Origin of the sequence: Bartonella rhinolophi (assembly GCF_036576165.1) — a bacterium.
Lineage (GTDB): Bacteria > Pseudomonadota > Alphaproteobacteria > Rhizobiales > Rhizobiaceae > Bartonella.
Genome location: NZ_JBAFWY010000001.1, coordinates 543,131 through 557,744 on the forward strand (window position 1 = coordinate 543,131; position 14,614 = coordinate 557,744).

Annotated in this window: 11 protein-coding genes; all 11 read left to right on the forward strand. The window is 39.8% G+C overall.

Annotated features, from left to right (window positions below; translation table 11 throughout):
* Positions 1-640 precede the first annotated feature (640 nt).
* The 11 genes from V5N67_RS02215 to bgtG all read left to right on the forward strand — a co-directional run bounded on the left by V5N67_RS02215 (position 641) and on the right by bgtG (position 13,855).
* Complete coding sequence (locus V5N67_RS02215) at positions 641-793, forward strand: DUF5993 family protein (RefSeq protein WP_332060239.1); 153 nt, start codon at positions 641-643, stop codon at positions 791-793.
* 10 nt (positions 794-803) lie between these two features.
* Positions 804-1,379, forward strand: a complete 576-nt coding sequence (locus tag V5N67_RS02220) for a disulfide bond formation protein B (protein ID WP_332060240.1) — start codon at positions 804-806, stop codon at positions 1,377-1,379.
* A gap of 961 nt (positions 1,380-2,340) precedes the next feature.
* Positions 2,341-2,559: a translation initiation factor IF-1 gene (gene infA / locus V5N67_RS02225; RefSeq protein ID WP_010702900.1), complete on the forward strand. Its 219-nt coding sequence runs from the start codon at positions 2,341-2,343 to the stop codon at positions 2,557-2,559.
* Between the two features lie 242 nt (positions 2,560-2,801).
* Complete coding sequence (locus V5N67_RS02230) at positions 2,802-3,479, forward strand: Maf family nucleotide pyrophosphatase (RefSeq protein WP_332060241.1); 678 nt, start codon at positions 2,802-2,804, stop codon at positions 3,477-3,479.
* Between the two features lie 248 nt (positions 3,480-3,727).
* Positions 3,728-3,907, forward strand: a complete 180-nt coding sequence (gene yacG, locus V5N67_RS02235; protein WP_442879227.1) for a DNA gyrase inhibitor YacG — start codon at positions 3,728-3,730, stop codon at positions 3,905-3,907.
* 559 nt (positions 3,908-4,466) lie between these two features.
* The gene (gene clpB, locus V5N67_RS02240; RefSeq protein ID WP_332060242.1) at positions 4,467-7,067 is read left to right on the forward strand and encodes an ATP-dependent chaperone ClpB; all 2,601 of its coding nucleotides are present in this window, start codon (positions 4,467-4,469) and stop codon (positions 7,065-7,067) included.
* A 583-nt stretch (positions 7,068-7,650) separates the two neighbouring features.
* The gene (locus V5N67_RS02245; RefSeq protein WP_332060243.1) at positions 7,651-7,968 is read left to right on the forward strand and encodes a hypothetical protein; all 318 of its coding nucleotides are present in this window, start codon (positions 7,651-7,653) and stop codon (positions 7,966-7,968) included.
* 394 nt (positions 7,969-8,362) lie between these two features.
* Entirely contained in the window at positions 8,363-9,688 is a 1,326-nt protein-coding gene (locus V5N67_RS02250) for a PBSX family phage terminase large subunit (protein WP_332060244.1), read from the forward strand.
* Positions 9,689-11,509 carry a BaGTA-type gene transfer agent portal protein BgtI gene (bgtI, locus tag V5N67_RS02255; protein WP_332060245.1) on the forward strand — a complete coding sequence of 607 codons (1,821 nt, stop codon included), beginning with the start codon at positions 9,689-9,691 and terminating at the stop codon, positions 11,507-11,509.
* Between the two features lie 73 nt (positions 11,510-11,582).
* Positions 11,583-12,398, forward strand: a complete 816-nt coding sequence (locus V5N67_RS02260; protein WP_332060247.1) for a hypothetical protein — start codon at positions 11,583-11,585, stop codon at positions 12,396-12,398.
* Between the two features lie 332 nt (positions 12,399-12,730).
* On the forward strand, positions 12,731-13,855 hold the full coding sequence (gene bgtG, locus V5N67_RS02265; protein ID WP_332060248.1) for a BaGTA-type gene transfer agent major capsid protein: 1,125 nt from the start codon (positions 12,731-12,733) through the stop codon (positions 13,853-13,855).
* Positions 13,856-14,614: the final 759 nt, after the last annotated feature.

The window sequence follows — 14,614 nt, forward strand, 5'->3', positions numbered from 1 at the left end:
AGGCTGGCTGTCAAAGCTGGAGGCTGGCTGTCAAAGCTGGAGGCTGGCTGTCAAAGCTGGAGGCTGGCTGTCAAAGCTGGAGGCTGGCTGTCAAAGCTGGAGGCTGGCTGTCAAAGCTGGAGGCTGGTTGATTGCAATATATGGGATCAGGACAAGTAAAATCCTTCTGATATTATAATCTGATATTATAAGATGTTTAAAAAATTTTATGCTTTTTTCTAAAAAAGAGGCAGTTTATTTCTTAAAAAACAAAAAATAAAAAGACAGGAAGTGATTCTGGTATGCAAGGAATATTCTAGTTCAAATCATTGCCTAATTTTAACAATTATTTTGCCATAAATAAAAAAATCTTGATGCAAAAGTAAGTCGAAAATAAGAAAATTTATTGTTGTAAAAAGAGATTATGAAGACGCATCATTTAGCAAATGTTATTTATTATCATAAAGATAAAAGTGATGAAAATACACTTTTTCTTTCTGGAAAAGGAATTTGAAGGGAAATGCTTTCGGTGATGTTTACTTTTATAAGACGATAAAATGTAGAAAATGAATTGTGGATAATTAATTTATAGCCTCTCTTTTGCCAAATAACTCCGTAATACGGCTCGCATTTTTACAAATATTTAAGGAGTGCTCGGGTCATGTTTTTCCCATTTTTAATCGCTTTAAGTTTGTCTGTATCTGTTATATGTGGCAAAAAAAATATAAGTTATATTCTTTGGACAGTTTTGTTTGTTGTCATCCTTCTTACCTTTAATCATCATGCAACTTCTGTTTTAAATTTGTCTTTTTGAGAGAATAATCATGGAAAATACTGAACAAAAAAATCACCATTGTGTTATCTTTATTAATTGTTTAGGACTTATTGGCTTATCCATTGTTTTGTTGGTCGCTTTCTATTATCAGCTGGTCAAGTTCGAACTGCCATGCCCTCTTTGTCTTCTTCAACGTGTTGGTTTGATACTTGCAGGCTGTGGTTTTCTACTCAATATTCACCACAAAATTAAAAATACCCATTATGGTATGGTTATCCTCGGTTGTATGGTGACGAGTATCATTGCTGCTCGGCAGATATTTTTACATATTACACCAGACGATCTTGGATATGGCTCAATGTTCCTAGGATTTCATTTTTATACTTGGGCTTTTATTATTTCGGTTCTTTGTATTCTTGCGGTTACCTTCATCTTAATTTTAAGTGAGTTGCCATACAAATTTAAATTGTTTTCTCCTTTACCAATGTTGCATAAAATTGTAAGCGGTGTATTCGTGTTTTTAATTGCAGCAAATCTGATTTCTACCATACTTGAGTGTGGAAGCGGACAATGTGCCGATGATCCAGTGGAGTATGAATTATTGTCGGATTGGTTCTCTTCTTAATATTAAAAAGCTTTGTTAGTTATATGCAGGATATAACATATAAGTGTTATGAATAAAGAAGCGGAACTGTTAGTGTTGCCGCTTCTTTTTTATGAAAAGCATTTTGAAAACAAAGTGTTTACAATGTTTGAAAAATAAACTTAAAAACGTATAATCGTGTTTTCTTTTATAAGATTTTCTGTATTTCTGTAAAAAATGTTTTCTAGATTGCCAATAAAAATTGCGCTGTGCTGTGTGGATTCTTTGTGTTGTGCAATGGTGTAAAGCACTTCATTGTTTAAGTGGCTTTTTACAGCATTTGCTCTGAAAGGGGATGCTTATCGATAATGAACGGATATAATTTAATTAAGGCATTTTGAAGAGAAAAACAGCAGAAAGAACGCGCGTTATGAATGCAGGTGTATCAGGGTAAACACAAAATTCAGAGTGAACACAGAATAATATAAAAAGAAATAGGGCAATATAAAAAATAATGTAAATTAAGGAGACAAGTGAAAAATATGTTGAAGAGGAGAGCGAACAGCACGTTGAAAAATAAAAAATAAGGCAGTGACAGTGTAAAAATAAGACAAAGATAGGGCAAAGACAAAATTGAAGAAAATGTGTTTGAGAGAGGGAGAAAGGCGTGAGAGAATGTATCTTACGTAGAGAGTGCATCTTAGTGTAATCACGTATTATACAAGTTTATTTGAGATGCGCCCTTAAGATGTTAGCAAAAAAATGTTAGCAAAGTCGAGCTGAAATTGTCAGTAAAAATATGCTCAAGATTTTTAAAAAATGTTAGTCAATAAATATAAAAAGAAAATCCTTTTCTTTTTGTTGGATTTTTGTTCACAAAATCAGAAAAATAAGGTATGAACACTGCAAAATAATTCCGTAAAGTAAAAAGAAATGCGTGAATTATAAAGATTAAGTGAATAAATAAAGATCAATGTACAAATTTTAAAGGAAGTCATTATTTATGTCCAAAGAAGAAGTGTTGGAGTTTTCTGGTGTTGTAACCGAACTTCTCCCTAATGCAATGTTTCGCGTAAAGTTGGAAAATGATCACGAAATTATCGCTCATACCGCAGGGAGAATGCGAAAAAATCGTATTCGTGTATTAGCAGGTGATAAAATTATGGTCGAAATGACCCCTTATGATTTGACAAAAGGACGTATTACTTATCGCTATAAGTAAATATGGTAGATCTTCACTTTTTATAAAAAAATGATGCTTTTACAAACATGTCTTAGATGTTTCTTAAAAAAGAAAAATCAAAAAAGATAAAAAAGCGAAAAGCGTACAGTGAAGTAGAAATTTGAAAATTATACAGTGAATGTGCAGAGCTAGTGTACAAAAAAGCTGCGATTCACAAAAGAATTTGCTGTTATCAAAATTCATAACGTGGTGGTTGAAACAATACTCTGAGGGGGATCAGAATGGGAATCATAAGAGATACCTGTTTAAAAAAACCTCATGTAGGGGAAACGCAGTTGGTGCTTGCTTCCGCTTCGCCACGCCGTTTGGCACTTTTAGCGCAAATTGGTCTTGATCCTCATCAGGTTTATGCAACAAATATCGATGAAACACCAAAATTAAGAGAGCATCCTGCAAATCTTGCAAAACGTTTGGCAAAAGAAAAGGCGCTAAAGGCGCATGAAGTTTTGCTGTGGCATAACCAAAATAGTGAAGAGAATTTATTAGCACACAAAACTGTGATCTTAACTGCGGATACAGTGGTTGCCGTTGGGCGCGTTATTTTGCCCAAACCAGAGGGAGAAGACGAAGCTTATGAGTGTTTGCGTTTCCTTTCTGGGCGTTCCCACAAAGTATATGGTGCTATTTGTGCGCTGAATGAAGGTGGGAAAAAAACCGTAAAATTGGTCGAAAGTCGTGTCCGTTTTAAACGATTAACCTCTTCTATGATGGAGGCTTATCTGGCTTCTGGAGAGTGGCAGGGAAAAGCTGGAGGGTATGCTATCCAAGGAAAAGCAGGCGCTTTTGTTGTCAATATCGCTGGCTCCTATTCCAATGTGGTAGGGCTCCCATTGGCTGAAACAATGGATCTCTTGACAGCTTATCATTATCCTGTTCTCCCTCATTGGGCTCAAAAATAGGATGATAGACAAAATAGAGTGAAGTAGTCTAAATATAGTCAAAATATAACAAGACCGAGAAAAAAATCAAAAAACTGTCAGGTTATGTCTGCAAGTCATGTGTGCTTGTAACTAAAATGGGCAATATGGTAAAAATAGATAACGCAACCAAAAGATAATGTGGTAAAAATACATAAAATAACAATAATAAAAATAATGAAAAACTTAATGTAAACCCAAATTTCTTCGTGTAAATAAAGCTGAATTTTATGCAAAAAAAGTTACCTTCACTACGTCCTGCGCATCCTTGCCCAATTTGTGGTCAAATGTCACAGAAAGATGCTTATCCTTTTTGTTCAACAAGGTGCCGCGCAATCGATCTGAATCGGTGGCTGTCTGGTTCTTATATCTTGCCGCCACCGCCACAAAAAACGGACGAAGAAGAATAAAAGAGAAGAAGAGAGCAAAAGGGGGGACGAAAAAAGAAGAGAGGGAGCATGAATATTTGCTGGGAGGAAAGAATAGATAGAGGGAAAAAAATAGATAAAGAAGAATAAAAAGAAAAGAAAATTTTAAGGGAGCATGAAGGTTTGAAGGGGAGGACGGGTGTTTGCAGTTTTGCAAAAAAAGCAAGGTTCTTGAAAGAAAAAACTGAGTATAAAACCCAACTATTGAGACATTAAAACAGCAAAAAGAAACAGTAGAAAAATTTTTGATAATCTTGAAAAAGAGAGGCTGTTACTTCCCTTGAATAAGACCCCCCTTTTCCCTCTTTTTGCGTTCTGTTTATGTCACTTTTTTGATCTCAAGAGCTCTTGTGAAAATTTCTAGAGACACGCTTTTCTCTTGTACTCCTTCTTGTAAAAACCCATATTGAGCTAAGCATTACAGTTTCTTTATGCGGAATTGTTCGTCGGTATATGCGCGATTTTGTCACTTTTGGCAGGGCGTTTTGCAAAGTGGTTGAGAAAATGAAAAAGTGTGGGAAGAGTCACGAAAGGAAAAAAAATGAACCTAGAAAAATATAGCGAACGGCTTCAGGGTTTTCTTCAGACAGCACAAAATAATGCCCTCGCTTCAGATCATCAGCAGTTTATGCCTGAACATTTCCTCAAGGTGTTGATAGAGGATCCTCAAGGATTGGCTGCTTCTTTGATCCAAAGAGCTGGGGGTGATCTATCCCTCATTCAAAAAGCACTCAAAGAAGCACTCGATGTTTTGCCAAAAGTGCAGGGGGGGAATGGACAACTCTATCTTTCACAGCCGTTGGCAAAGGTTTTTACACTTGCAGAAGATCTCGCACAAAAAGCAGGAGACCAGTTTGTGACAGTCGAGCGCGTGTTGCAAGCGCTGATTATGGAAAAAACCGCAAAAACAGCTGATATTTTAACCCAAGCAGGATTAACCCCACAAGCGCTCAATCAAGCTATTAATGCTTTGCGGAAAGGAAAAACAGCAACAAGTCCACGTGCCGAAAGCCAGTATGAAGCCTTGGAAAAATATGCGCGTGATTTGACTAAAGATGCACGGGAAGGAAAACTGGACCCTGTTATTGGGCGGGAAGAAGAGATCCGTCGGACAATTCAAGTGCTCTCAAGGCGAACCAAAAATAATCCCGTTCTCATCGGGGAGCCTGGTGTGGGAAAAACTGCAATTATTGAAGGGTTGGCACTGCGTATTGTTAATGGAGATGTGCCTGAAACATTGCGTGATAAGCAACTCTATGCTCTCGATATGGGTGCGCTTATCGCAGGGGCAAAATATCGAGGGGAATTCGAAGAACGCTTAAAGGCAGTACTGGCTGAGGTGCAAGCCGAAAATGGTCAGATTATTCTGTTTATTGATGAATTGCACAATCTCGTCGGAGCTGGAAAATCTGATGGCCCTATGGATGCTTCCAATCTCTTAAAACCAGCGCTCGCACGCGGAGAACTCCATTGTGTTGGCGCAACAACGCTGGATGAATACCGAAAATATGTCGAAAAAGATGCTGCCCTCGCACGGCGATTCCAACCCGTCTTTGTGCCCGAGCCAGCAGTGGATGATACAATCTCTATTTTGCGCGGAATTAAAGAAAAATACGAACAGCATCACAAAGTGCGATTGGCTGATAGTGCTTTAATTGCTGCAGCACGCTTGTCTCATCGTTATATTACCGATCGCTTCTTACCCGATAAAGCCATCGATCTTATCGATGAAGCTGCAGCGCGGTTGCGGATGCAAGTCGATTCAAAACCTGAAGAACTCGATGCAATCGATCGGCGAATCTTACAACTCAAAATCGAGCGGGAAGCATTGAAAACGGATGTGGAGCCAACCGCAAAAGAACGACTGCAAACTGTGCAAAATGAACTCGAAACTTTGGAGCAACAGTCAGCCGAAATGACAACCGCTTGGCAGGCAGAAAAACAAAAATTAGGTCATGCCGCTGATTTGAAAAAACAAATCGAAGAAGCTCGAAATGCTTTGGCTATCGCGCAGCGCAATGGTCAATTTCAAAAAGCTGGAGAATTGGCTTATAGTCTTATCCCTGAACTCGAAAAACAGCTGAGAATTGCTGAAAATGATGACCAACAAAATAATCTCGTCGAAGAGACTGTGACCGCTGAACATGTGGCACGGGTCGTGTCACGCTGGACTGGAATTCCCGTTGATCGCATGCTGGAAGCAGAGCGAGAAGCTTTGCTGCGTATGGAAGACGAAATCGGAAAGCGTGTTATTGGTCAAGGTGAAGCTGTGCAAGCTGTTGCACGTGCCGTTCGACGCGCTCGCGCAGGGCTACAAGATCCAAATCGACCCATCGGATCATTCATGTTCTTAGGACCTACAGGTGTTGGAAAAACAGAATTAACAAAAGCACTTGCCGCTTTCCTTTTCCAAGATCCTAATGCAATGTTGCGTATCGATATGTCTGAATATATGGAAAAACATGCCGGTGCTCGCTTGATTGGAGCCCCCCCTGGGTATGTTGGATATGAAGAAGGAGGTGTCCTTACAGAAGCTGTGCGTAGAAGACCGTATCAGGTCATTTTGTTCGATGAAATCGAAAAGGCGCATCCTGATATCTTTAATCTCTTGCTGCAAGTGCTCGATGAGGGACGTTTGACCGATAGTCAGGGACGAACCGTCGATTTTCGTAACACTTTACTTATTATGACTTCAAATCTTGGTGCTGAATTTTTAACCGCTTTGCCTGATGGACAAACAACCGATCATGCTAAAAACGATGTCATGAATGTCGTGAAAGCCGCTTTCCGTCCAGAGTTTCTTAACCGTATTGATGAAATTATTCTCTTTCAGAGATTGCAACGCAGTGATATAGAAGCAATCGTCGATATTCAGATACAACAATTGCAAAATTTGCTCAATGAACGCAAAATAACCCTACATGTTAAACCAGAAGTTCGACAATTCCTTGCGCAGAAAGGATATGATCCTCTCTATGGTGCAAGACCGCTCAAGCGCGTTATCCAAAAAGAAATTCAAGACCCATTGGCTGAAAGCATCTTGTTTGGGCAAATTCATGATGAAACAAATGTGACAATTGCAAAAGAAGGCGATCAGTTAGTCTTTTTGCCCGAAAAAATACTTGAAAATACGTCAAAATAGTGATGAAAACTAAAAATTGACAAGGTGAATCTAAAATGTTAATATAATCATACAATCGGAATTGTGCGTTTTGATGGAGATTAATCAGGCTTAGCTTGATAAAGCACGACCGGATTCAGTGAATACAATCAAGTCAAATTTGATCAATATAATCAAGCCAGATGTAGTTAACATATCAAATAAATGTGGTTAACACGTCAAATAAAATGGTTGAAAATAGATTATGATTGCATGTGCGCAGTGATTGCTTGTCAATAAGTTGATGTTGGCAAGTAGCCATGGGCAGAGGAAGTGTGGAGCCTAAGTGAGATGACAAGGGTAAGGCATTGTCATCGTGAGGGTTCCTCAGATTGGAAATTTTTCAATTTTTATAGTTTCCGTGAAATTTTTAAGGGGATAATGAGTTTAGAGCTTTCTAGACTTTATCTTCTCCGTTTTTTCTAAGTTTTATTGTTTGGTAAAAGATTTCTAAGGGAAAAAATCCTTTAGGAAGAAACTGTTTTAAGCTTTTATTGATTGTTTTTGGAATTGTATTGCTGATGTTTAACCATGAGATCAGCTTTTATTGACTTAAAGGAATATGATGGCAAAAAGTGAGAATTGCGTTCCTTTACGCCGAAGAGGACGGCCAAAAGGTTCGGTGAATAAAACGACAAGACGGTTTAATGAAGCCCTTCTTACAGCGGCTGAACATGCTGGATACCATTATGGTGAAGATGGGCTTGTGTCTTATTTACAATATCATGCACTTAATAATCCTGTACCTTTTTTTTCGCTTCTTGCAAAGGTTTTGCCTCTGCAGGTTACTGGAGATGCTGGGGGTGATGTTAAAACAGTTTCACGTGTTGAAGTTGTGCCAGTAATTCCAAAAGATGCGACGTCAGAGGATTGTAGCACTTGAGGCGTGAGGTACTTGGGGCGTGGCTCTCATGTTGGGGGCGTAGTGCTTGAAGTGTGGGGTACTTGAGGTGTGGCTCTCGTGTTGGGGGCGTAGTGCTTGAAGTGTGGGGTACTTGGGGTGGTTCCCGTGTTGGGGGGGCAAACCAAATTTATGGAGGATGTAAGAATTCTGCGTGATTACGATAATGTATTTTATTGCAGCTATATGGAGCGTGGTCATGCAAGGAGAGGGATGGATTTATTATTAAGGTAGATTGCTTATGAGCAATCATCGCGCAAATTTCCTTTAAATTATTTTTTGAGTTTTTGGCGCAAAAGTGCAAAGCGAGAAGGCGCTCTGTTCCTCAGTTACAACATTTTACAATGATAATATTTTATAATGACAACATTTTACAATGAAAACTGCTCAAGTTGCTCTCATTCCAAAACTTATTCCTGTTTTTGCTGGAAAGGCTGATGTTCGTGCTGCTTGGGGAGGACGTGGATCTGGAAAAACGCGCTCCTTTGCTTTGATGACTGCTGTGATCGGATATCGGCATGGAAAAGCAGGAGAACGGGGCACGATCCTTTGTGCAAGGCAATTTCAAAACTCACTCAATGAAAGTTCCTTGGAGGAAATTAAACGCGCTATTGAAACTTATCCTTTCTTACAGGACTATTATGAAATCGGAGATAAATATATTAGGTCAAAAGATGGACGTATTGCTTACGTTTTTGCTGGTCTTGATCGAAATATCGCAAGTATTAAGTCAATGGGACGCATTTTTCTCTGCTGGGTCGATGAAGCAGAGCCCGTGACAGAAGCCGCGTGGCAGACCCTTATTCCCACATTGCGCGAAGAAGGAAAAGATTGGAATGCTGAATTATGGGTGACTTGGAATCCTTGCAGAGAAAATGCCCCCGTGGAACAGCGTTTCAAAAATATCGATGATCCAAATATTAAAGGAGCAGAAATTAATTGGCGTGATAATCCACAATTTCCTGAAAAACTCAATCGAGATCGGAAAGCAGATTTGGAAAAAAGACCTGAACAGTATAACCATATTTGGGAAGGAAAATATCTCCAATCGGTGCAGGGAGCTTACTACCAAAAAGTTCTGCTTGAGGCAGAGCAGGAAGGACGCATTACAAAGGTTCCACGTGATCCGTTGATGCAGATTAAGGTCTTTTGGGATATCGGTGGAACAGGTGCAAAGGCTGATGCTACTGCTTTATGGGTCGCACAATTTGTCGGACGTGAAATCCGTGTCCTTGATTATTATGAAGCTCAAGGGCAACCCCTTTCAGAGCATATTGGATGGATTTTTCAAAGAGGATATGACAAAGGGCTTATGGTCTTGCCCCATGATGGGGCAACAAAAGATCGTGTTTATAATGTCAGTTTTGAAAGTGCTCTCCAAGAAGCAGGGTTTCAAACAAAAGTGATCCCTAATCAAGGCGCGGGCGCCGTGAAAATGCGTATCGAAGCTGTAAGGCGGTTGTTTCCTGCTATATGGTTTAATCGTGAAACAACAAAAGCAGGGCGAAAGGCGCTCGCTTGGTATCACGAAAAACGCGACGAACAGCGCAATATCGGATTAGGTGCTGAGCATGATTGGGCAAGCCATGGTGCCGATAGCTTCGGACTGCTTTGCTTGGCTTATGAACAGCCAACTATACAACCCAAAAAAAGTGCTTATCAAAACTCTTACCATTCTCAAACTTCATGGATGGCTTTTTAAATGGATAATTCTACAAACTCTTTCAATCAATTCGAAACTCTTGAACATCAGGCGCTCTTTGAAAAACTCGTTCGCTGGTATCACGATGATATCGATCATGTCGAAAAATGGAGAAAAAATGCTCAAGAAGATTACGACTTTTACAATGGACGGCAATGGAATGACAAAGACCTCGTCGTGTTGCGAGAGCAAAACAGACCAGTCATGACTTTTAACCGTATTGCACCTTTGGTAAATGCGGTGATCGGTACAGAGAGAAACAATAAGCGGCAGGTGCAATTCATTCCACGACAAGAAGGTGCCGCTTTTGCCAATCAGATCCTTACAGGGGCGGCAGAATGGTTTCGTGATGAGGCTGATGGAGAATACGAAGATTCTGATGCTTTTCAAGATGCTATTATTTGCGGGATGGGATGGACGGACACAAGGCTCGATTTTGAAGAAGAGCCGCAAGGAAAACCAGTTATTGCACGATTGGATCCTATGAAAATGGTTTGGGATGCAAGTGCTGTTAAACCAAATTTGGTCGATGCACAGCGCATATGGTATATTGATGAAAAACCACTCGATATCGCTCAGGAAATGTTCCCAAATGTTCATTGGAGTGATCTGAATGCTGATTGGGTCAAACATAATGTCTTTTCTCATCACACAAGCGATGGTGATACGCAAAGCTCCTATCACGATATGCAACAGGAAGGAGACAGGGCACAAAAACCTAAAATGGTCACGTTGGCTGAATGTCGGTGGTTCGAGCGTGAAGTCGTCTACAAAGTGCTTGATACGCAAACGGGGAAATTTATCGACTATTCTGAAAAAGATTTCCAAAATTTGCGTAAAAATTTTCCCTCTATCTCGGCAACAAAATTGACAAAAAAAGTCGTTAAACGTGCCTTTTTGGGAAGAAAATTACTCGAAGCTCCTGATAAACCATTGGTGCCGTCAAACCAATTGGGGTGGGAGTGTATTACCGGATATTTTGATAAGCTTACTCGACAGTTTTACGGTATTGTGAAACCCACAAAAGATCCACAACGGTGGGCTAATAAGTATTTTAGTCAAGTGATGCATCTGCTCAATAGCCAATCAAAAGGCGGAATTATGGCAGAACGTGATGCTTTTGATGATGATCGTCAAGCTATGGAAAGCTGGGCAAGAGCAGACAGTATTACTTGGCTTAAAAGTGGTGCCGTCACGGGGGGGCGAATTCAGCCAAAACCTGTGGCTCAATTTCCGCAAGGTTTCTTCCAACTGTTTAATGAAGCAAAGGGTGCTATTGCGCAAGTTACTGGATTGTCCCCCGAATTTGTTGGGACGCGCGCTGTAAACCAACCTGGGGTTCTGGAAGAACAACGCAGACAATCTTCACTCAATCTCTTGGCTTCATTCTTTGATGGTTTGCGGCGGTACCGACAGCGACAGGGGAAAATTATCCTCTATCTTATTCAAAATTACCTCTCCGATGGGAGATTGATACGGATTGCAGGGGATGAAAATGCACAATATGTTCCATTAACACGGGAAATGATCACCAGTTTGGAATATGATATTGTGGTTGATGATGCGCCAACAAGTCTTAATGAAAAAGAACGCACATTCGCTATTATTATGCAATTGCTGCCAATGATGCAAAGCTTTACAACGCCAGATATTATGCTCGATCTCTTGCGTTATTCACCTTTGCCAGCATCGCTTATCCACAAAATTGCTGTGAAAGCACAACAGCAAAACCAAGAGGAAAATGCTGCTCCACCCGTGAAGAGCGAGGATGAGAGGGCACAGCAAATGCTGCAGACCATTTTGCAGATGGCAAATGCTTAAGAATTAAGCTGACTCGTCCAAAAAAATTACCTTGAGTTATATCTTATCGTTCGGAAAAAAGAAGGGCAATATAATGGATCAAGAACACTTAACGCTAGAGGAACAAAACCAATTGCAACAGGATTTTTTTCCAACAACACAAGGAGAAAAAAATGGGCAAACGGGAGAAGAAGTAGAGAGAAAAACTCTTGAAAAAAATCTTGAAGAGCGTGAAGCGGTCTTTCAACAAAAACAACAAGAAGATGTAAAACCACAAAAAGTACAAGAAACTGCTGGGGAAATATCTCAGGTTGTTGAGGAAAATGTTCCACCAGATCCGCAAAAAGATTTCATGGGATATATGCAATGGTTGGGGAAAACACTTCATCAACAAGGATTGTTGCATAAAAAACAACAAGCAGAATCTACTGTGCCCGAAGCAGAGAAATTACACTCTATTTACCAACAATCCGTGGCTGATGTAAAACAAAAACATCATGACTTTGATCAAGCTGCTGACTTTATTTATGATATGCGTGCTAAGCAATTGGCTGCTTTATCTTCGCTTTATCCAGAAATGGCTGATCCTAATGTCATTGATACGGTGATCGGAAATGAAGTGAAAAAAATCTTGCAGGAATGTGTGCGAAAAAATCATAATCCTGCTGAAGTAATCTACTCTATTGCTAAAAATGTTGGATATAAAACTTCGCAAAGTCATAGGGTGGAAAATTTACAGGATACGCACAATTCTGCACGCACACTGGCTGCCTATAACGGTTTGACTTCAAGCGGCCCTGTCTCTTTAGAGATGATCGATAAAATGTCAGAGGCAGAGTTTAGTGTTTGGATCTCTGATCCAAAAAATAAAACTGCTTTTAACAGCTTAATGCGTGGGGAACATTTATAAAGAAAAATGCGTGAGGAAATATCTCTTAAAAGGAAAATGTTAAAAAAGAGATGTATGAACATATCTTTCAAGAAAGAGAGTGTCTTAAAGTGTGATCTTTGAAACTGGAAAATGCTTAAAAAAGAGGAAATCCCTCAAAGAGTGGTGCCAGTGAGGAAAGCATCTTTGAAAAAATTATGTGGTGAGGAAGCACTCCTGCAAGAGGCAAATGCTCTTACTAAGATTCATACAAACACGCAAAATAAATCCATCATTTGAAAAATAACAAATGTGGATAGTCAATAATCGGCACTTTGCCGATTTTTTTATATCAATAATTTTTAGAGGGCAAAATGACCAATTATATCGGACTCAACGAGCAACAGACTGTGTGTGCATGGTCTAAACTCTTGAATCAAGAAATCTCAAAAGCAATTTCGATTTCTTCATTGATTGGAACAGATTCTAACAGTATCATACAGCTGAAAGATGAAATCAGTAAAGCAAGTGGTGATGCGGTGAGCTTTAATTTGCGCACGCAGCTACACGGCTATGGGGTAAGCGAGGGAGAATTCCTTGCAGGTGCTGAGGATAATCTTAATTTCTTGACGGATCGTGTGGTGGTTAATGAGCTTGCTCATGCAGTGCGTGTCCAAAATACAGGGACAATCGATCAGCAACGTGTCATATATGATCTGCGCACAGAAGCCAAAAATGCTTTGGTTGATTGGTATGCAGATCGTTTGAGCATGATGTTCTTTATTCAAGTGTGTGGGTATACAGCAGGTACTATTAGCTTTGAAGGACAAGAGCTGTCTGTCTTACCTGTCAATTACGGATTTAATCAACCAATGTCGCCAAGCGATAAACGTGTTGTACGACCTAATAAAAAAACAGAAGATGAAGAGTTGGACGAAAATGATGGCTTTACTCTCAAGCTTATCGATATAGCTGTTGAACGTGCTAAGCTTGCAAATCCAAAAATTAGACCAGTGCGTGTCGATGGCAAAAATGTCTATGTGCTTTATTTGCACCCAACACAGGTGACCCAATTGCGCGCTAATACAGAGGCAGGGCAGTGGCTCGACATTACGAAGTCAATCTATAATGGAAATCACGTAAAAAATCCTATCCTTGATGGGTCGCTTGGAATGTATAATGGGGTCATTTTGCGTGAAGCTGAACATATTACTCATGGTGTGACAGCAATGTCAGGATCACATATGCCTGTGCAACATGTGCGTCGTGCTGTTCTCCTTGGGGCGCAAAGTGCTGTGATCGCTTTTGGAAAAAACCATGGAGCAACACGCTATAAATTGGTGGAAGAACTGTTTGACTATGAACGCGAGTTCGGTGTGGCAGCAAAAACAATTATCGGTATGAAAAAAACACGCTTCAGTTATTCTCTAGATCAGAGTGATGAATCCGTGCAAGATTTCGGGACAATCGTGATCCCAACCTATGCACAACCAGCTTAAAGGTTGCGTAAAAGAAAAACTGTGAAGCAATAGCAACAAAAAAGAGAGCAAGCAAGTTGTGGGGTCATGAGGTGTTTTAAGGTGAAGCGCAAGGGGAGAGGCTTCATCAGATCCACGAAAAAACCTCATGGAATATCTACGGTGGTTTGGAAAGATGTTTCTACAAGCAAAAATTGTTGCTCGCACAGTGGTTGTCTATCATGCCTTATGCCCATAAAGTCATCCTGTTTTGGAAAAATACTCAGTAAAATGTGAGGGACAGGGTGGCTATTGGGAGTGGGCGCAAAAATAAAAAGAAAGATGCTTTTAACCCGTTTGGAATCCAATTTTAATCATTTGGAATCTACAAGGGGTGGCTATAAAAAATACGTGAGGGGACATATTTTTTACTTTTAAAAAATATGTGCAGATAGGGAGCTTAAAGAGAGTATTGGGAGCGTCTCTTTGAAGTTTAAGAAAGCTTGTATAGAGAAATTTCTTAAAAAAATATGGGCGTGAAAGCTCGTGAGAGCGTGGGGCAGTTCTTCTCAAAAAAATTCCTCACAAGATAAGAGTGCTTGTGGGGACTTGTGAGGAAGAGTGCTCACAAACAAGCAAATGCTTCTCCCGTGAAATATCTATAAAAAACCTGCAAGCAAGACCCATACAAACACGTAAAAACAAATCCATCGTCTAAAAATAAGAATGTGGATCGTCAGTAATCGGCGCGTTGCCGATTTTTATATTAATAATTTTCAAGAGGATAAAATGGAAAATAAT